12 protein-coding genes and 1 pseudogene are annotated in these 21,003 nt (G+C 44.6%); 1 reads left to right on the plus strand and 12 read right to left on the minus strand.

Annotated elements, in window-relative coordinates; genetic code table 11:
• Positions 1-21: 21 nt before the first annotated feature.
• The 12 genes from BLW16_RS13045 to queD form a co-directional block, all read right to left on the minus strand.
• Positions 22-1,506, minus strand: a complete 1,485-nt coding sequence (locus BLW16_RS13045) for a RagB/SusD family nutrient uptake outer membrane protein (protein ID WP_090557259.1) — start codon at positions 1,504-1,506, stop codon at positions 22-24.
• Positions 1,507-1,517: 11 nt separating this feature from the next.
• A complete protein-coding gene (locus BLW16_RS13050) occupies positions 1,518-4,583 on the minus strand; it encodes a SusC/RagA family TonB-linked outer membrane protein (protein ID WP_090557261.1) in 3,066 nt (1,021 codons plus the stop codon).
• Between the two features lie 253 nt (positions 4,584-4,836).
• Positions 4,837-7,737, minus strand: coding sequence for a ligand-binding sensor domain-containing protein (locus tag BLW16_RS13055; protein WP_090557263.1), 2,901 nt, complete (start codon positions 7,735-7,737; stop codon positions 4,837-4,839).
• 95 nt (positions 7,738-7,832) lie between these two features.
• A complete protein-coding gene (locus BLW16_RS13060; RefSeq protein ID WP_090557264.1) occupies positions 7,833-10,136 on the minus strand; it encodes a GH92 family glycosyl hydrolase in 2,304 nt (767 codons plus the stop codon).
• An 87-nt stretch (positions 10,137-10,223) separates the two neighbouring features.
• On the minus strand, positions 10,224-10,754 hold the full coding sequence (locus BLW16_RS13065; RefSeq protein ID WP_090557266.1) for a DUF1735 domain-containing protein: 531 nt from the start codon (positions 10,752-10,754) through the stop codon (positions 10,224-10,226).
• Positions 10,755-10,775: 21 nt separating this feature from the next.
• Positions 10,776-12,281: a SusD/RagB family nutrient-binding outer membrane lipoprotein gene (locus tag BLW16_RS13070; protein ID WP_090557268.1), complete on the minus strand. Its 1,506-nt coding sequence runs from the start codon at positions 12,279-12,281 to the stop codon at positions 10,776-10,778.
• A 15-nt stretch (positions 12,282-12,296) separates the two neighbouring features.
• Positions 12,297-15,719 (minus strand): SusC/RagA family TonB-linked outer membrane protein, encoded by a 3,423-nt coding sequence (locus BLW16_RS13075; RefSeq protein WP_175470572.1) that lies wholly within the window; start codon positions 15,717-15,719, stop codon positions 12,297-12,299.
• A gap of 231 nt (positions 15,720-15,950) precedes the next feature.
• Positions 15,951-16,907: a FecR family protein gene (locus BLW16_RS13080; protein ID WP_090557271.1), complete on the minus strand. Its 957-nt coding sequence runs from the start codon at positions 16,905-16,907 to the stop codon at positions 15,951-15,953.
• Between the two features lie 91 nt (positions 16,908-16,998).
• The gene (locus BLW16_RS13085; protein WP_245735266.1) at positions 16,999-17,601 is read right to left on the minus strand and encodes an RNA polymerase sigma factor; all 603 of its coding nucleotides are present in this window, start codon (positions 17,599-17,601) and stop codon (positions 16,999-17,001) included.
• A 109-nt stretch (positions 17,602-17,710) separates the two neighbouring features.
• Positions 17,711-18,649, minus strand: coding sequence for an oxygen-dependent tRNA uridine(34) hydroxylase TrhO (gene trhO, locus BLW16_RS13090; protein ID WP_090557273.1), 939 nt, complete (start codon positions 18,647-18,649; stop codon positions 17,711-17,713).
• A 103-nt stretch (positions 18,650-18,752) separates the two neighbouring features.
• Positions 18,753-19,799, minus strand: coding sequence for a COX15/CtaA family protein (locus tag BLW16_RS13095; protein ID WP_090557275.1), 1,047 nt, complete (start codon positions 19,797-19,799; stop codon positions 18,753-18,755).
• Positions 19,789-20,142, minus strand: coding sequence for a 6-carboxytetrahydropterin synthase QueD (queD, locus tag BLW16_RS13100; protein WP_090557303.1), 354 nt, complete (start codon positions 20,140-20,142; stop codon positions 19,789-19,791). The genes BLW16_RS13095 and queD overlap by 11 nt, the downstream gene beginning before the upstream one ends.
• Positions 20,143-20,381: 239 nt before the next feature.
• Between queD and BLW16_RS13105 the strand changes: the two are divergent.
• Positions 20,382-20,618 (plus strand): annotated as a pseudogene (locus tag BLW16_RS13105) (ORF6N domain-containing protein); the annotation flags it as partial.
• Positions 20,619-21,003: the final 385 nt, after the last annotated feature.

The following is a 21,003-nucleotide window of genomic DNA, read 5'->3' on the forward strand; positions in this document are numbered from 1 at the left end:
TATTTATCTGGTTAGATAGGGTTAATAACCTGGATTTTGAGTAAGTATTCCGCCACTCAGATCAATTTCAGTTTGAGGAACCGGCCATACTTCATTTCTCCCTGCTTTCCATCCTTTAGGACCGAACACTGTAGCTCCGCGTCCCTGGCGGATCACATCGAAATAGCGGTCAAACTCCATTGCAAATTCTGACCGTCTCTCACGGTAGATTGCTGCACGGATTTCTGCCTGGTCTGTAGTGGTTACTGCAGGAAGGATCGAGGCATTACCCTGACGTGCCCTTGCACGTACCCTTTCCAGTGACGACAGTGCCTGTGTAGAGTTGCCAAGTTCGTTGGCTGCTTCAGCATTCATCAGCAATGCATCTGAAAAACGAAGGATGCGTACATTCTGCTGTGCACCCTCATTAAACCCATTCACGAAAAGGCTGAATGGAACATAAGATTTCTGGTTGTACATCGGATTGTCGCCATTAGGATCAATTGCATCACCCTGCGGCGTAGTTTCGCCCCTGAAGATAATGGTGGCGTCCCTTCTTGGATCGCCTGTTTCAAACGATGCAGCTAAATCTGCTGTAGGTACATTGAAGCCCCAGCCACCGCCTCTGGCACCACGTACACCCTGAACCTGGGAGTATTGTGAGTTGGAAGCCGCAGTATTTCCCGGAACAAGTGCACACTGGATCTCAAAGATCGATTCTGAACTGTTCTCGTTAGGAATACGAAATACGGATTCAAAGCTTGGCAGTAAGCTATAATTCATGCCCATCACCGTATTGGTGTATGATAATACGTCATTCCATTTTTTAAGGTACATTGCTACTTTCGCGTGCAGGGTCAGCGCTGCCCCTTTAGTTGCTCTTCCTAAGTCAACAGCAGCATAACTTGCCGGCAGGGCTTCGGTAGCTTCTGTCAGGTCTTTTTCAATTTGTGCATATACCTGGGCGGCGTCTGTTCTTGGAATATTGTATTCCGAAGCGTCCAGTGGTACGGTCAGGCGAAGGGGTACTGCGCCGAAAGAACGTACCAGTCTGAAGTATGACAGGGCACGTATGAATTTAGCTTCAGCCAGATATTGCGCTTTCAGTGTGGCATCCATGGTGATGGCCGGTACATTGTCGAGCACCTGGTTGCAATAATTGATATTACGGTATTGTCCGTTCCAGAAGCCCGAAATATTGCCCTGGTTAGGATCGATAGTGAACGTATCGAAGTCCAGGAAATAACTGGCGTCGCTGGGGGTACTTCCTTTTTCAGCATCATCAGAACCCATGCTTTCGATGGCTATTGCCGGGAAAGCAGTGTTCTCATATGAACGCATATTTCCGTAGATGGCATTTACGCCTTTACCTGCGTCTTCTGCTGTTTTCCAGAAGACTTCGCTTTGCTGTTGTCCCTGCTGAGGGACGTTAAGAAATTCCTTTTTACAGGAAGGGAAGAGAGATGCAGCAATTAAGATACCTGCTCCCAAAACCGATTTTGAATATAATTTATGATTGAGTTTCATGTGATTGCAGATTAGAATGTCAGGTTAACACCAAAGTTGTAAGTTGCGTATAATGGATATACGTTCGCATCGAGGCCTCCATTGAGAGTAGTATTGGAAAGCGTATTGGAGATTTTCTCTGCTGCGTTGACTGGTACAGGACCTACTTCCGGACTAAATCCTTTATATCCAAAAATGTTGATCGCATTCTGTGCGTTGGCGTAGAACCTGATTTTCTGTATCTTCCATTTCGTCAGAATAGTTTTTGGCAGTGTATAACCTAATTGTGCATTCCTCACCCTGAAATATGATCCGCTGGAAACGTAGAAAGAGTTTGGAGCTGAGTTGGCAGAAGAACCGATACTTGTTGAGGGATAGGTATTTGAGGTTCCTGCGCCATGCCAGCGGTTGTCTACAAAATCTTTGGTGAAGTTCTCGTTACCAAAACGGTAAGCCAGGTTGGCATTATAAACATCCACTCCGGCAACACCCTGGAAGTCCAGCGCAAGATCAAAGTTTTTATAGGCAAAGTTTGTATTCACTCCATAAGTATATTTTGGGTTTGGATTTCCGATTACCGTTCTGTCAAGCGAGGTGATTTTTCCGTCGCCATTCAGGTCCTGGTATTTGAAACCACCTGCTGCTGCGCCCGACTGTGCAGGTGATGCGGCGATATCTGCTGCATCCTGGAAAATACCAGCGGTTTTGTATCCGTAAAACTGACCGATAGGATCGCCAGCTACAGTTCTGGTAGCCAGGTAACCATTGGTAATACCTGTACTGCCGCTGTAGATCGGGTTACTTCCTGTACTTACATTCAGTACTTTGTTGGCATTGTATCCGATATTACCGCTGACAGAGTAAGTCAAACCACCACCGGTTTTATCACTCCATGTAGCAGAAAGCTCTACACCCCTGTTCTGAAGATCGGCCTGGTTACCCAGGATCTGGTTGTCTATTGTTCCCAGTGAACCCAGGATCGGCAGGGCAAAAATCGCCCTTGAAGTTTTGCGTGTGTAGAAATCACCTTCAACGCTCAGTCTGTTCGTCAGGAATCCGGCTTCAAATCCTGCATTGGCACCAATACCTTTCTCCCATACGATAGAAGGAGGAACGAGTGTGTTTCTGCTGGCGCCTGTATAAAGCACATTATTGTATATTGCTGCAAGATTGGCTGTTTGTGCGATCAGCGCCTGCGTAGGATTTACTGGCACACTGGCATTCCCTACAATACCGTAACTACCACGGATTTTCAGGTTACTGAACAGCGTCTGGTTTTTCATGAAATCTTCGTTGGTCAGTACCCATCCTGCACCTACCGAAGGAAAATATCCATAGGTTTCGTTGCCATAGAATTGTGATGCACCATCTGCGCGGATTGAAGCGTTCAGCAGATATTTGTTTTTGAAGGCATAGTTTACTCTTGCAAAGTATGAAGCGAACTTGATCAGGCTGGCCTGGTCATCCACATACCGGTCATCCACATTACCCAGTCTCAGGTAGAGATCGGCATCACTGTTATAGGGTACGTCACGTGCAGTGGCATTGATAGCGTACGATCTGTTGCTCTGTGCCGACTGGCCAAGGAGTACCGTCAGGTTATGGTCTTCTTTAAATGTATTTTGATAGGTCAGTGTATTTTCAATGATCCAGTTGCGCGTTTCCACACGTTTCAGGTCGAGCGTACTGTTTTCTGCCTGTTGCGCGAAAGTAGCGTAATAAACCGGGGCATATGTTCTTGCTTCGAGTTGGCCAAATTCACCGCCGACGCTGGTCCTGAAGGTAAAGTGCTTCAGGAATTTAAGTTCTGCATAGATATTTCCTGTAGCCCTGTACTCTTTGGATGTCTGATTAAAGAAATCAAGCGTGGCCTGAGGGTTGAAGTTAGCCCCATCACCAAGATGCTGGTCGTTAGGATCGCCATAAGAACCATCAGGATTGAATACCGGTACTGTTGGTGATGCCGAATATAACTGGTGGAAAATGGTAAGCGGAATATCTTTTGACTTGGTAGCTACGCCGGTTACATTATAACCAACTTTCAGGTTTTTGAAGATCTGAATGTCATTTGATACCCTTGCCGTATATCTTTTATAATTGTTAGTCTTTACGATACCATCCTGATCCAGGTAACCCAGTGAGATGTTATAGGTAGATTTATCCGATCCGCCGGTAACTGACAAACTATGGTTCATCACAAAAGCATTCTGAAGGATCTGATCGTACCAGTCAGTACCTTTACCAAGCGATGCAGGATTTGTAAATACAGGGGCCCCGCCGTTCTGTGTGGACAGTTCATTGGTCAGTGTGGCATATTCAGAGGCATCTGCCATTTTCACCTGATTGGTTACTTTCTGAAATCCTGCATATGCATCGTAATTGATCACTGTAGGGGCACCAATCTTACCCTTTTTGGTGGTTACCAGAACTACACCATTGGCAGCGCGGATACCATAAATTGATTGTGCGGAGGCATCTTTCAGTACACTCAGTGTTTCGATGTCTGCAGGGTTCAGGAAGTTGATGTCACTGTACCATACGCCGTCTACTACGTATAGCGGTGCCTGGTTACCGAAGATCGTACCCAAACCACGTATACGGATCTGAGGGGCAGAGCCTGGCGAACCTGAATTGGTGATAGAAACACCGGCAATCTTACCCTGCAAAGCGCTTACCGGGTTCTGTGATGCCTGCTTGGATAGTTCCTCGCCTTTTACACTGGCTACAGACCCTGTTACGTCTATCTTGCGCTGCGTACCATAACCAACCACAACAACCTGCTCAAGTTGTTGTGAGGATGATACCATTGCAACGTTAATAGTTGTTTGATTATTTACAGGAACTTCCTGCGTAGTATAGCCAATGTAAGTAAAGACTAGTATTGCGTTAGCGGGTGCACTGATCGTGAATACCCCGTTAGCGTCTGTTTGAATTCCTGTAGTACTGCCTTTAATGGTAACACTTACGGAAGGCAGGGTCGTTTTATCCTGACTGTCCGATACCAATCCCTTCACATTGATGTTTTGGGCTGATGCTACGTTAAAAAGTAATAGACAAAGAAGACTTAAAACAGAGAATCTTGTAAAGATTGTTTTCATGCTCTTATTTGGTTTTTTTGTTTAATTGTGGGTTAAATCTCCAACAGATAATCAGTTTAAGCAAAGAAATGGCCTCAACAATATTACATCAGATGACCTTTGTGTAATTTATACAATAAGTATTTTGTTATAGAAAGGATACAAAAAAGGCTGTTTTTGACGAATTAAGCGGGATCAATACATCCTTCAGTTGAAAATATAAATAGACAGAAATTTGACTGTCATAGTGTCTTTGTGTAGTAATGATGTAGTCCTAAAGCTCCATAAAGAACTCTGCAAGGTTCTTGTCGTGTGGTATGTTGAGCTTTTTCCGTAGCCGGTATCGTCGGATTTCGACCCCTCTCAACGAAATATTGAGCAGGGAAGCCATTTCTTTGCTGCTCATATTCATGTGTAGGTAGGCACATAATTTAAGATCGTTCGGCACCAGGTCGGGATGGTTTGCTTTCAGTTTTTTAAAGAAACTGCCATGTGCTTCATTGAAACTTGTCTCAAATAAGCTCCAATCGCGCTCGTCGTTCATCCCCTCATCAATGATCTTCTGAACTTTACGGATCTGTTCATTGGCGACCTTTTTTCCGTCCTTATCTCTTAGCCTGATCATCTCCTCACTCAGCTTCTGCAGCAGCTCATTTTTGTATACGAGGCTCATTGCCGAGTTGGCCAGTTCGCGGTTTTTACTCTGCAGTTCCGCATGGAGTTTTTCCGTCTTTATTTTTACGATCTGCCTTTCCGTTGCTTCGGCTTCCTGCTGCAGAAAGATCTCTTGTTCCTGCTGTATCCTGGAGAGGATCTTGTCCCTGTCCCTGCGCAGCTTGCGCTCGTATTGCCGCTTGCCCATGATCAGCATAAAAATACCGGTTAAGGCGTAAAAGGCAAAAGCCCAGTTACTCGCATAAAAAGGAGGAAGCACTGTGAACTCGAACATACTGACTTTACTGACGAAGTCATCGTTAATTTTAGCGCGCACTAAAAACCTGTATTTCCCCCTGCCGAGATTGGTAAAGTCTTTTTGTGATGAGCTGCTCCATTCCGACCATTGTTTGGCATATCCTTCCAGGTAATACTGGAATTTTATTTTTGCATGTCTGTAATAAGGTAAGGCGTAAGATATCCTGATGTTATTCCGGCTGAAAGGAATTTCAATTTTTGCACCATTATTTCCGTTTTCACTGATGGTGCTATAAGTGTCTGTAACATCTTCCACGCGCCTGATCAGTACGGCAGGCAGCTTTTTCCTGTTGTTTTTTGCTGTACTGCCCGCAGCATCATAGATGACGAAGCCATCATCTACGCTTACCAGGTACATTTGTGCACTGATCTGGCTGATGTTTTCGTAGTACTGTACCATCCTGCCGTCCAGCAGGCTGAACTGGTTGGAATCGATTGACAGTTTACCCGGCTCCAGGAAATCTACAATGGCAGTTTTTCCATGGTTGATCAGCCAGTATTTCTTTATTCCCGCACTGATGATCTTATTCGAAGTAGCAAAACTACCCAATCCTTTGTTAAGTGCGGCATAGTTGCTGAAGCGGTCACTGATCTCATCATAAAGCATAAACCCTGCGTCAGAGGAGAAAATCAGCTTATTCTCCAGTACGAAGATATTGATATCGTAATCACTTGGAAGACCATTCTTCTCATTGTAATAGCGGGTTTTGATTACTTTTTTGAAGTCATCACTAAGTGTTAACCTGTACAATCCCTTGTAAGGGTGGCTTACCCATATATCACCATGAGCATCCTGCTCCACATACCTGGAAGGCTCAGCAAAGTTCTGAATTTTTGTAAAATACTTCCACTGGCCGCTACTGTCCTTTTTGAAGAGGGCAAGCCCGGTATAGGTTCCCTGGATCAGGTATTCTGGATTACTGTTTAACTTTTTGATGGTCCATCCGCCATTTACTGCCGAGATCTTTTCCATTTGGGGGCCGGTTATCTTGAAGGTACCCTCGTTATGCCCGCAGAGCAGTTGTCCGTCGACGAGGCTGAGGTCCCATACCTGCCCCTGTGAGTTGGGGATCAGCTTAAAATCGAAGGAATTGAATTTATTGCTACTGCCGGCCGACCATGGGCTGTAGAATAATCCCTGGTTGGTACCCAGGTAGATATTGTTCTGGTAGATCAGGCTGGAATATACGGTACCGAACTGCCCGGCCTTGTCCAGGTAAAAATAGAGCGGCGAATTCAGTTCAACCCTGTCAATTCCATTGTCAAGCCCTGTCCAAAGGTTCTGCTCTTCATCGGCGTAAAGGCTTAAAATGGTATTGTTCTGCAACCCGGCAGACTTGTTGATCCGCTGTATCACATTGCCGTTTTGGTCAATCAGGATCAGCCCGTTCAGGATAGTCCCGAAAGCATAGTACCGGCTGATCTTTGTGCCATTATTGAGCTGAAAGGTTTTCAGGAACTGGTTAGCCGTAGTATTAAAAGGGGTGTAGGTGAGGCCGTCATATAAAAACAGGCCGTCCTTGCTGGTACCGATCAGCAGCTGCCCGTTTTTATGGGGCAAAATGGTCATGATGTTATGGGGATACGTTTTCCCTGAGTTTGGCAGGGCCATTAAAGTGTTTCCTTTTAATTCAAAAAGGCCTGTGTTGGTCACCTCAATGAAAAACCGCTGTCCTACATGCTGCAGAAATAACAGTGATCCGGGGCCTTTGACGGTGCTGATCTTTTGGTTCTCATAGATATAGAGGGTACTGAAGGACTGGAAGATCACCCTTTTTCCATCGGTATATATTTTCCAGATCTCATCGTTGACCGGGTTTGATTTGGGGAGAAGCCTTGTCAGGGATGTATAAACAAGCTTTTTGTGCTGCGGCGACCAATATCCGAATTCGCCAAAGCTGCCCGTGTAGATCATTCCATCCTGTCCGGTAGCAACAGCACGCACGATCTGCCGGTTGGGCATAGTATACTGCTGCCAGTATTTACCGTCATAGGTGAGCAGCCCCTGGGCATTACCGAAATACATAATGCCATTTTTATCCTTAGCAATGCCCCAGTTCTGGTTCCCCGAAAGATAAACTGATTTCGGGAAATTCTGAACATACGGAACACCTATACTTTTGACATAATCAGCCTTAACAATGGTACCAATGAAAGTGCAGTGCAGAAATAAAACAAAAAAGACGAGACAGCGGGCCTTCATGATGGTAAAAAGGAACTTGAATATTTAATTAAGAGCGCAAATTAGCTATTAATTATAATATTCAGGTACCTGTTTTATGAACAGCCCGGACTTTGTTAGTTGGTACCGGAAAATGATTCTAACGGTGGAAGTGCATTTTTTTGCGTTCCCCATTTATAATTTGGCTTTTTACCCAATATAAACTCCAGCGTACCACCTTTTGCGAGATCATTTTGTGTGATGTAAGTTTTATCATAGTTTTTACCATTCAGCTTTACAGATTGAATATAGACACTGCCTGCTGAAGCATTTTTTGTAGTAATAGTGAATGTCTTTCCGTTCCCCTGTTTTAGCGTAGCCTGTTTCAGTACCGGAGAGCCCAGCATGTATATTCCACTGGCGGGGTTAACAGGATAGAAGCCCATTGCACTGAAAATATACCAGGAAGACATCTGCCCGCAGTCTTCATTTCCTGAATAACCTGATGAAGAGTTGTTATAGAGCTCATTCAGAATCTTAGCCACATAAAACTGTGTTTTCCAGGGCTGACCGGCGTAGTCATAGAGGTAGGCCACATGGTGGCTGGGTTCATTGCCGTGGGCATACTGGCCGATGAATCCGGATGCATTTCCATTTACCTCGCCGGGGAGGTCTTTCAATGTAAAGAACTGATCCAGTTTTTCGGTGAAAGCCTTATTGCCGCCTACGATGCTGATGAGGTCAGGTACATTTTGCGGTACATACCAGAAGTATTGCCAGGCATTGCCTTCGGTATAAGGATTCCCGCCATTGCCTCCGTATTTCAACGGATTGAAGGGTGATAACCATTGTCCGTCTTTATTCCTGGCCCTGAAGAAACCGCTTTTCACGTCATACAGATTTTTGTAAAACGAAGATCTCTTCATGAAATGCTGGTAGTCATCTGTTTTGCCTAATTTATTTGCCAGCTGTGCCACACACCAGTCGTCATAAGCCATTTCCAGTGTGATTGAAACCGACTGGGATTGCACATCTTCGGGAATATACTGGTATTTTTCCCAGTCGGAAAAGGGAGAGCCGGGATGATTCAGCGTTGATGAAGCTTTCACCGCCTCATAGGCTTTGTCGGTGTCAATTCCTTTGATCCCCTTTAATATGGCATCCACAATGACAGGGATGGCATGGTTGCCGATCATGCAATAGTTCTCGTCGCCCCACAATTGCCAGATGGGAAGATAACCATATGTATCGTATTGCCGAATCATGCTGTTCACAAAGTCGGCTGTCCGTTCGGGCTGTGTTAAAGTATACAATGGATGCGCTGCCCTGTAGGTATCCCAGAGTGAAAATGTAGAATAGTGTTTTTTGTCTGCTGCATTTTTTATGGTCAGGTCGGACGCCTGGTAATCACCGTTTACATCAGCCATGTTGTTCGGCTGGGTAAATGCATGGTACAGGCCGGTGTAAAAGATCTCCTTCTGTACGGGAGTACCTTCAATGCGTATCTTATCCAGTTCTTTTTCCCATTTTTCCGAGGTTTGCTTTACTATGCCGTCAAAATCCCATCCTGACAGTTCGGCCTTCATATTTATTCTTGCATTTTCGATACTTACCGGCGAAAGTGCCACCTTTACCAGTAATTCTGATTTAGAATTGGTGTTAAAGGTGAGGGCGGCTTTAATGTTTGTACCGTTGATAACAGCAGTGTTTTTATTTCCGCGTTTTCCGCTGAACAAAACGCTGCTGACAATAGGCTGAGAGAACTCTGCATGGAAATAGACCTTCCTCAGTTTAGCCCAGCCCGTGAGGATGCGATAGCCCTCTATGGTATTGTTGTTGACCACCCTGATCTCTGCACCGATGATCTTGCACGACCAGTAGCTGCGGCTTTTGTCCAGTGAATGATCAAGGTCAATGATCACATGTCCGTTTGTATTGGCGGGGAAGGTGTAGCGCTGCAGTCCTACATGTTCCGTTGCGGTGAGTTCTGCATTGATATTATAATCTTTAAGTTTCACCTGGTAGTAGCCCGGCCCTGCGTGTTCTTCCTGATGTGAATAGGCAGATCGGTAGCCGCTTCCGGGTTTTTTAGCATCGCCTGCAACAGAACGGATCTCTCCTGTGGCAGGCATCAGCAGTACATCGAAGAGATCGGCCACGCCGGTGCCGCTTAAATGTGTATGGCTGAAGCCAACGATAGTATGGCTATTGTAATCATAACCTGAAGCAGGGTTATCAGGTTTATCTTCAGTGTCAGGGCTGAGCTGTACAAATCCAAATGGAGTAGTGGGGCCGGGAAAATTGCTTCCTGCCAGACTATTGTTATCAACAGCCCCGGTGCCGATAAACGGATTGACGTAACTGGTCAGTTTAACATTCTTTTGCTGTGCGTACAAGCTTGATGTGAGCAGCATAATTGCCGCAGTAAGGTATTTTCTCATGCTGAATTGATCTGGTAGTTTAAAGCAGGCTGAAGAAATCATTCTCCAGCCTTACCAACAACACCTACGGAACTGTCTTTTATCAGCCTACTGACTGGTTAACGTAATAATTGAGATCAGGGTGCCGAAGTTCCCGCTCACGGTGAAACCGCCACCATCTGTGATGGAAAACGGAAGGGCATATTTTATTTTTGGATCCAGCATAGTGGTGTTGATCTTTACCGGGAATTTCACCTGCCGCTGTCCTGTGGGGATCACCACCTTGTTCGAGGTAAGCGTATATGCTGCAATTGGCAGGATGGGATAGGCAGTTCCATTAACCTGATTAAATTTGGTTAAGGCCGCTTCGCTGACAGCTAAAGTGACGGTTACATCAGACGGATTGGCTTCCGGTGCCGCGTAGTTTACATAAATAAAATAATCGGCTGCTGCTGTGCCCGCAGGAGTAGAAGCCGCAATAGAGTTTCCGCCTCCGTTCCCTGCAGAAGAGCCTACCGGAAGTTCAATGATGGGCTGATTTTGTGTGAAATCCGGCTGAGAATCATCTTTCAGGCAGGAAGATAAACTGCTGATCAGTGCTAAGCCGATGACCGTGGTATATAGTGATATCCTTTTCATTTTGAATATTTTTCTTTTTAATTAATTAACATCCCAGAAGATCCTGGTGGTAAACTGACTAATCGTACCCTGTGCAAGTACATTGTCCGGGTTATAGTTGTATTCGCTTTGCGGATAAAGCAAACGAACGGGCACTTTACGTGTAGAAGCTGCGGGGTTATTGGAGATCGGGATATCCGACGGGATATTTAACCTTCGGTAATCTGCCCATGATTCCATATCGTTGATGCCGTTCATTGCGGCCCATTTCTGGGTCATGATCAATGTTAGTTTGTCAGGAGCAAGGTCCCAGTTGCTCAGGCTGTTCGCGGCCAGGTATGTTGCTGCACTTCCGGCAGCCAGATAGGTAAAGGACTGTTGTACGGCAGATTCATATAAACTGCGGGCATTGGCAGCCAGATAACTGCGATGCGCGGTTTCGGCCTGCAGGAAAAGGCTTTCAAAGTCTGTCAGGAGCGGCTGTGCCATGTCGGCGCTTTTTAACAGGCCGGTACCAATGGCCGACTTAAACTGGGGGTTATCATCTGAACTTGCCGTAGGGCCGAAAGTACTGCCGGAATAAGTAGTTCCGTTGCCGTCATTAATGGTCGTGTACAACTTTGGCATGCGCGGGTCATTATTGCTCTGGTAAAAGTTAAGCCCATAAGTACTGGCAATGTAATAACGGTGACCATCCGTTGGGGCCGTCTTCCCTACAGGTGAATACCCGAAGTTTGACCAGAAAGGGTTCTGTTTCTTTGCCGAGTTCGTATATCCCGGATTTACAGAGCCGCCTTCCCCCACACCGATGAAGCCCAATCCGTTGGCGTTGATCCTGGCCATCTCTGTCTGGATATAGGCTGTTCTTCCGGGAATTTCAGACTGGCGTAACAGTATACGCAGCTTTAAGGTATTGGCAAACCTGCCCCATTTCTCTGCATTTCCAGCGTACATGATGTCATAGGCTGCATCAGCTGAGGCTACCTTTCCTGCATTGCTCTTAAACAAATTTGCAGCAGTATCCAGTTGTTTTGCAAGATCTTCGTAAATATCCTGGTCCTTATCATATTTAGGCCTGATAGATTCTGTGGACCTCAGTGCGTCGCTGTAAGGTATATTCCCAAAGATGTCTACGAGATTTTGATAATCATACGCCTTCATGGTTTTCGCTACTGCGGTATAAAACTGGTTGCCGGTCTCTCTGGATTTTTTTTCCACGTAATCATAATCTTTAAGATTATGGTACAGGCTGTCCCAGGTAGTAACTGCTGGGCCATAGTTGGTGGTAAACTGGTAACTGCGCTCTTCGGCAAAAGCAGATACTGCACCACTATAGTTCCAGTAACCTATCCATGTAGAGGCAAACTGATAAAAGTTAGTAGAGCCTGTAGTATATTTTGCGGTAAAGTTCAGGGCATTGGTTAATACCAGTCCCGGAACTACGTCAACCGGTTTATTGGGATTGGTATTGATATCGAGATAGTCTTTCGTGCATGATGCAAAAATGACAGCCACTGTGATATAAAGTAACTTTAATTTATTGTTCATCTTGTTATCGGTTAATTATAAGGTGATGGTAGCGGTAAAACCATAAATACGTGTCGGTGGGGTTTGATTCAGATTGCTTGAACCCTGTGAATTGTCGACCGTTGAACCCAAAGGGTTACTGGCATTCGCATTGAATTCAGGATCGGTATACACATTGCTCTTTGGCCTGAACATAAAGAGGTTACGTCCTACCAGAGCAAGGTTTGCCCTTTTGATAAACCTGGTACGCTGCAGCAGCTTTGCAGGTATTTCATAACCAAGTGAAAGTTCGCGGACTTTCCAGAAGGCTCCGCTGGTCACATAATTCTGCATCACACCATAACGTGTTGTTGAGCCTGCCCAATAGTCTATTCCCCCTGTTCTTGTAGTGATATTGGTATTCGGGACGTATACACCCGGAGAAGTTTCATAAACCGAGTTGGGATACACGAAACGCTCGCGGCCATTCGTTGCCGAGCCGTAACTGATTCCGGAGAAATCCATTGTACTTCCGGCACCGCTGTAGATCACACTTCCGCTGCGGTATTCTGCAGTACCTGCCAGCGTGAAATTATGATAATTTACACTGGTACTGATCCCCAGGATGTTCTTTGGGGTAGTTTGTCCGAAAAGGATATTTGTAGGGCTCAGTTTCGGGAAACCCGTTGCCGGGTCTATGATCGTCCTGCCCTGCGGATCGGACTGAAAACCGTTTCCCATTAATGCAGGGTAAGGCTGTCCCTGTACAATATAGTTGTTGTTTCCAATGCTCAGGTTAGGTAAGCCCTGGTATAGCGAAATCGCCTTGTTATTATTATAAGAGTAGTTCACACCAATGTTCCATGTGATGCCCTGACCATTTGTACTGAGGATAGGAGAGCCTTTCAGGCCCACTTCAACACCATGATTTTTACCTTCACCGGTATTGATGATGGCATTTGTAAAACCTGTTGCACTGGAGATATTGATCCCTTTGATCACCTCCTGGTCTTTGGTAGTTTCCCAATAGCCAGAAGATTCCAGCATAATGCGGTTATGAAAGAATCCCAACTCCAGTCCGATCTCGGTAGAAGTGGTCTGCTCAGGCTTAAGGTTCGGGTCATATACCACCTTACCTGAACTGTAACCGGCAGTGCTGTTATAAGGGAAACCCTGGCCTACATCAAAGGTAGATTGTAAAGAGTACGGGTCAAACTGCACGGCATAAACTTTAGCTATACCTCCACGGATTTTTCCATAGGATAGGATATTGCTCTTAAGTGCTTTAAAGGCATCTGTGAAAATGAATGACAGGTCTGCAGATGGATAGAAGAAGGAACGGTTTTCAGATGATAGCCTGGAATCCCAGTCATTTCTGCCCGAAGCATGGAAGAACAGATAGTCCTTGTAACCTATGGTCAGGTCTCCGAATGCACCAATCCTTCTGTTTTTCGTATTGGCTTCTGCCACATTTGCATCTCCGGAGCGGTATCCGATATTGTAAAAATCAGGTACTACCAGAAAGTCTGTTCCTGCAGATAAGGTACGGGTAGACTGCTGGATCACCTGTGCACCGGCAATCAGTGTTCCGCTGAAGTTGCTGATTTTCTTTTTCACTGTTGCCAGGAAGTTTCCTTCTGTACGGCTGTTGAAGTAAGAATAATCAGATTCTTTACCCGGGTAGCTCTGCGGATTGGCAATAGCTTTACCACTGTCATGTGCAAAATCAGAATATGTTCTTGCAGCGGTTGTATTTTTGCCGTTCCTGGTAAAAGTGGTAATACCTCCTCTTGCGGCAAGGTTTAGCCAGGGCGTAGCGTCATAGGAAACAGCCAGATTGCCGAGGAAGTCATCTCTGCGTTCCGTATTGCGTTGTTGCTGTAATGCGTAATAGGGATTTAAGCCATAATCATTATAGTAGTTATCTAAATTGCCGTATATAGAGTTGACATCTTTATACTGCGTCAGAGGGATGTTTGCCGGTGTATTGATAATGACGTCGTATACCTGCGCATTTGACTTGTCTACATTTTTCTGGGTGTAATTCAGGTTATAATCTACTTTCAGGTTCTTAAAGGTTCTGGATCCGTTGAATCTGGCTGCGGTACGGTTTGACTTGTCTCCCGGTACATAACCTTTGCTGTTTAAGCGCTGAATATTGATATAGGTAGAACTTTTATCATTACCTGTACTGAGACTGAGGTCATTCTGCTCATCGATACCTGTGTCAAAGAATTTGTTTTTTTGATCTGATGCATTTGAATAGGGAACAGTCTGAATGGAACCATCAGGCAGCGGCCTGCCGATGGGGCGCATAGATCCATCAAAGCGGTCACCGAAATTCTGGTTTTCGTAAGGTGTATACAGCGGATTTCCAAAGATATCCTGACCTGAGCCCCCGCCAAACTGCGTCTGCAACTTTGGGAAGTAGGAAAGCTGGTTCAACTGGGTGGTGTTGGTATACGTAATTTCCATCGCATCTTTAGCGCCATGTTTAGTCGTCACGATCATTACCCCGTTTGACGCTTCAGAACCGTAGAGGGCGGCAGCATTTGCACCTTTCAGTACGTTTACGTTTTCCACATCATTGGGGTTGATCGAGTTCAGGTAACTTAGCGGCACAACGATCCCATCGAGTACCAGTAAAGCCTGGTTATTTCCCTGGAAGGACCTGTTTCCGCGGAGTATCACCTTTACCTGGTCTCCTGCATCAATCTGGTTATTGGTCTGGATGATCTGAAGGCCTGCAACCTTTCCGGATAAACCGGCTGCGAGGTTAGTGGGCCTGCTTTGGGTAAGGTCCTTGGCATTCACCTGCTGTGTGGAATAACCAAGTTCTTTTGACGAACGTTTGATACCCAGCGCTGTAACCACAACTTCACCCAGCTGCTGTGAGTCTTCCGTCAGGATCACATTGAGGGTAGATTTTCCGGCAACAGGTACATCTTTAGAGGTATATCCGATAAAAGCGAATGACAGAACTGCGTTTGCATCAGAAACTTTCAGCGTGTACTTTCCTGCCGCGTCTGTATTGGTGCCCTGTTTTGTTCCCTTGATAAATACACTTACTCCGGGCAGTGCATCGCCGGTATTGCTGGTTACTGTACCCGAAACTGTGATCTGCTGTTCCTGCTCATCAGATTTTCCCTGCTGAAGGGGCAATGGATCCAATACGATATCTCCGTTGACAACTTCAAAATGAATGTTATGACGGGTTAATATGTCATTGAGGACTTTCCCGAGGCTTTGTTTATCGGCATCAACAGTAATCAGCTGGTTGGCATCTATAAAATCGCTGCTGTACACAAACTTCACCTGGGTAAGTGCCGATACCTTTTTCAGTACAGACTCCAGGCTGCTGTTTTTGACCGAGATCTTTATGGGTTTGTCAAGTACAGCATTCTGTGCAGCACTGTCTCCGGCATATGAAACACCGGAAATTACAAGCGCAATTGCTAACTGACTTAGTGTGACTTTCATAATTTTAAATAAGCCAATACGGTCTTGTAAAATTAAATTCATAAATTAGATTGTTTCTTTTGAAATAATGAGACAAATAAATTCCCTTTAGAACGGTTATTCCGTCTATTACCAGGGGGTTAATTCTTTGAAGACAGGAGTGGTGCGAACACTTCTGTCTCTTTTTTCCAATGAACTGGGGCTTTTATTTTGGCATAGAGTTGATAGGTTATTTGTTGATATAGGTTTTAGTTATTTAGTGGTTCTTAATGTAATTGTATCTTTTTCCTTGCTGTAAGTGCTATGCATGGATTTACAGATCAGCAGCAGGATATCCGCAAGGTTCTTATCTGTAAAATCTGCCGTCAATTTGTTTTCCTGCAGCTCATTGCCTTCAATGTCCAGCTTAACGCGGTAGAATCCGGCCAGTTCAGCTGCGATAACTTTTAACGGCGTGTTTTCAAATGAAAGGCTTGATTTACGCCAGATGACCACATCAGAAGTTTCCGGTATCGGGGATTTGATGAGTCGGTGATCTGCTGCTTTATAAATCACTTCCTGTTGTGGCAATAAAAATATTTCTTTTTTACGGCGATCTTTTGACAGTTCAGCTCCTGCGTTTGCTGAGGGAACAGTAACAGATACTTTTCCGCTAAGCACAGATACCTGGGTGTTGTTTTCTCCCGGGACAGAGCGGATGCGGAAACTGGTGCCCCATACTTTAGTAACCACCCGGCCACTGGTAATCACAAAGGGATGCGCATGATCTTTTGTGACTTCAAAAAAAGCTTCTCCCTGCATCTTTACTTTCCGCAGTTTACCAAATTTCTGGGGATAACTTAAGCTGGCATTCGGATTTAGCCACACTGTGGTCCCGTCAGGTAATACCTCTTTCCGGATACTCTTTTCAGTATTGCTGATCTTTACCATCCGGGGCACGCTGTTACTGCGCTGCTGAAATAATATATATCCAAAGAATGCCATCATCAGCGCTATTGCTGCGGCAATTGGCCAGCGTAACGGAATCACCTTTCCTGTTCTTTCTTCTTTTTTCTCCTGCTGAACGGCAATATCTGCATCCATTGCCTCCCTGATGTACTGATCAAGTTTGCCCTGCTTCATCAGGTGTATAAAAATCTCCAGTTCTTCGTTTGTTGATTTTTTATCAAGATATCTTTTAACCAGATTTTTCAGGTAGTCATGTTGCATAATTGTTCTTCTATTATTAAAGACAATAAAAATGAGGGGTAGGGTAGCTGAAATTGAAAAAAAATTGAGTTTAGGGTCTGGCTAAATTGTTTTACCCCCTGTAGCTGTATAAAAGTGCAATTATAATGCTTAAGGAAATTCCAAATTCCTTTTGAATGGATGAACCCAGGACTTTCATGGAATGAACCATATGATTTTTTACTGCATTTCTTGAAATGTTGAGGGATCTGGCCACTTCATCATATGTTTTTTCTTCCTCACGGCAGAGTTTAAAGATTTCTCTTGACCGGGGAGGAAGTCCGTCGAGCATCTTTCTCAAAAAGAGGGCATAATCTTTATGAAGAATGTCTTCTTCTGTGGCGTTCCGGAGTTTTACAAAGCCGGAGATGACTTCGCCGATAGCTGCTTCTGAGCGAAAGACAATTTTTAAGTTATTTAAGGTGTGGTTACGGGCAGTGGTAAAGAGATAGGCTTTGAAGGATTTAACCCCGGCAAGGCTTAACCTGCTTTCCCATATTTTCATGAAAACCTCCTGAGTGAGGTCTTCTGCCATAGGCACGGAATTTACGTACCTGATAATGAAATTATAGACCATGCGGTTATAGATCTCGTAGATTCCTACAAAGCCATTTTGGTCTCCTGCGATGACTTGCTGCAGAAGTGCTTTTTCACTATTATCCCGATTGACTGACAAGTTGCTCCGTTAAGAAAAGAAATAGTTAGTTGTTTCAAATCAAAACTAATGAAAAATAAGGCAAGGTTAAAATCTAATCACCAATATCTTATTTCCGACCTGCAGATGCTTACTTAAAAGAAAAATTTACCGGCTGGGGAACTTTAACATAATATCCCGTCCCATCATACGGTCTTCTGCGCGGGTGGGCCAAACAGGCGTCCGAACAGCATCCTTCTAATTTTGTTCCGCATTCGTCACACTGAGTGATATGCTCATTGCATTCCGGATTAGCACAGTTGATCATTTTCGCGGTAGTGGCGCCGCAATTGTAGCAGGTGGAAACCACACTCGGATTAACTGTATTCACGTCTACGGCAATCCTGTTATCGAATACATAACATTTGCCCTCGAAGTCTTCGCCTCCTGCTTCCTTGCCATATTTGATGATTCCTCCATGGAGCTGATAAACATCGTTGAAGCCGTGATGCAGCAAAAGGGCCGAAGCCTTTTCACATTTTATACCGCCTGTGCAGTAGGTCAGTACTTTTTTATCCTTGTATTGTTCCAGTTCAGCTATCTTTTCCGGGAAATCCCTGAAGTTTTCAATATCCAGGGTAACTGCATTCCTGAACCTGCCAAGGCTGTGTTCGTAGTTGGAGCGTACATCAAGGATGACCACATCGTCCCGGTCTATCATTTCTTTGAATTCTGCCGGTTCAAGGTGTTTACCCGTCCTTTCATTGGGATTGATGATACTGGTATCCCTCAAACCCGAATGTACGATCTCAGATTTGTAGCGGCAGTGCATTTTGATGAACGTAGGTTCTTCCACATCATCTATCTTGAATTCAGTTTTTGCAAAACGTGCGTCCGCATGTATCGCCTCCATATAGGCAGCACAGGCTTCTCTGGTACCTGAAACCGTACCGTTTAAACCTTCTTCGGCTACGATGATCCGGCCAACAAGATTTAAGGATTTACAAAATTTAAGATGATCGGCAGCAAATTGTTCTGCCCCCGCTATCGGACTATAACAATAGTAAAGTAGTGTCTGGAATTTTTTCATAATGATTAATACCGCTGCAAACGGCGTTTAATGCTGCAAATTTAAGAATTAAATTTAATACCCCGCAATTGGTTGTTCTTTTAACATTGATATGTGAATTTCGTCAGGCAGAGCGTTCTGTAATACCTTTTTTATGACTGAGATAGAACATGAGTAATACACCCATGCTCAATAGTATGCCTGTACACTGGTGTAATATAGCATAGATGCGGAAGGAGGGCGTTATACTATTTAACAGGGTAACCACGCCTAAAAATATCTGGATAAAGACGAGTGCTAAAACCGCATGGCGGAGCAATGCGGTAGCCCGGTGTGCTTTTAAAGAGGATGAGTTTTTGTATAACACTAAAACCATGATGCCAATGCTGTATGCCAGCATCCTGTGGATGAATTGTACGGTAAGCAGGTGTGTACCGGCCGACCTAAGTGCTATAGTATATAATTCCGGAGGGATGACAAAACCGTTCATGTCCGGCCAGGTTGGTGCTGCAAGCGCAGCTTTGGAACCTGCCATCAGTGCCCCGTAGAACAATTGTACCAGCAATAGCAGCAATGTAAACCCTGCAATGTTTTTCAGCCGTTTGGTGTAATGAATGCTGAGTGGTGAAATACTGAGTTTAAATGCCATCCACAATGTATATGACAGCAGTAACAGGGCCATCATAAAATGTATGGCCAGCTTTAGCTCATTTACGGCAACCGCTGTATCATTGAGGCCGCTCTTTACCATGATCCAGCCTATGACGGCCTGAAGGGCGCCGAGCAGCAACAGGAGCATCAGCCTTAAAAACATTGACGGGCTGATCTTTTTTTTAAGGAGGAACACAATGAAAGGTATGATGAAGATCAGCCCGATCAGCCGGGCCCAGTTCCTGTGGAGCCATTCCCAGAAAAAGATGAGCTGATAGTCTACCAGGCTGAAATGTGAATTCAGCTTTTTAAACTGCGCAATCTCCTTGTACTGGCTAAAACTATGTTCCCATTCTGCCGATGTGAGTGGAGGCAAGGCCCCTAATAGGGGTTGCCATTCGGTAATGGATAAACCCGAGCCTGTCAAACGGGTAATTCCTCCGAGGAGGATCTGTAGAAAGAGGCAGAAAGCGCCGCAGTATAACCAGGCAGCGATCTGCCGGTTGGCTTTATCCTTCATATATTACTCCTGAATCCGGGGTTTCATTTAATTCTATCCTGCAGAGATTGGGGATCTCTGCTTTTATTTTTTTCCAGAGCCATAAGCACAGGTTCTCGCTTGTGGGGTTTTCCAGTCCCTCAACGTTATTTAATACCTGATGATCCAGCAGCGCTATCCAGGGTTTAACGATGTCCTTCAGATCTGAAAAGTCCATTATCCAGCCTGTATATATACTGGGTTTCCCGGAAATAAATATTTTGAGTGTATAGGTGTGGCCATGCATACCTCCGCATTTATGGTCTGCAGGTACATTTGGCAAATAATGTGCGGAATCGAAACGGAAAATCTTGTAAATGATCATATCATCAGAATTGGTCTGCAAGTTGGGGTTAATGCGGATCAGGATAAATGACGGGCGTCATTATGCGGGATTTTTTTCTATTTCTTTGAAATGATTGAACTTATCGTACTGTTTTTTGGAATTTATAGCAGATTTGTAATTTCATATAGATTATTTTATTATCTATATGATTAAATATTTCTTGTTTTGATTGGTGCTGTTGCTTATGTTTGTGATGTGGTAGTTGTGTTGATACCAAAGTACTGAAACAGGCAGTTCGGCGTAATATCGCCCGGTTCCCTGAAGATTTTATGTTTGAAATGAATAGTGAGGAACTTGATAATTTGAGGTCACAATTTGTGACCTCTAACGAAGGGCGCGGAGGAACCCGCTATATGGCGTTCTGTTTTACTGAGCAGGGCGTGACAACTATCCTATACCAGAATAAGTTTACAAGAGATCTGTGTCTTATTCTGTCTAGTCATATGATTTTGTAGAGTTGAAGAAGCGTCCGGATATACATTTCTTCTTACCGCATTATTCGTTGAAAGATATTGCCGCTAGCGCTATGATTGACCGATAACTGCGTTGCGACTGCGCTATTTGTGGCGGAAAAGCGCAGTCGCAACGCAGTTATAGCCTATTTATAGTGTTCGGAGCGCTATCTAAGCTAAATAGCGTGCTGATCTTTTTGATCTCCCTGAAGTTTTTCTACTTGGAAACCATTGTGTTAGGGTTGGTATACAAATGAATTGCCAGGAATGTTTGGAGGGATAGGAATTTTTCCTACTTTTGCATCCCGCTTCGGAGGAAGGGAAAGATGAGAAGGATAAAGGAGTTAGTTTTTTGAAAGGCGTGTAAAGAAGGAATCGTTGTTAAGGT

This window comes from Pedobacter hartonius, from assembly GCF_900107535.1.
GTDB classification, from domain to species: domain Bacteria; phylum Bacteroidota; class Bacteroidia; order Sphingobacteriales; family Sphingobacteriaceae; genus Pedobacter; species Pedobacter hartonius.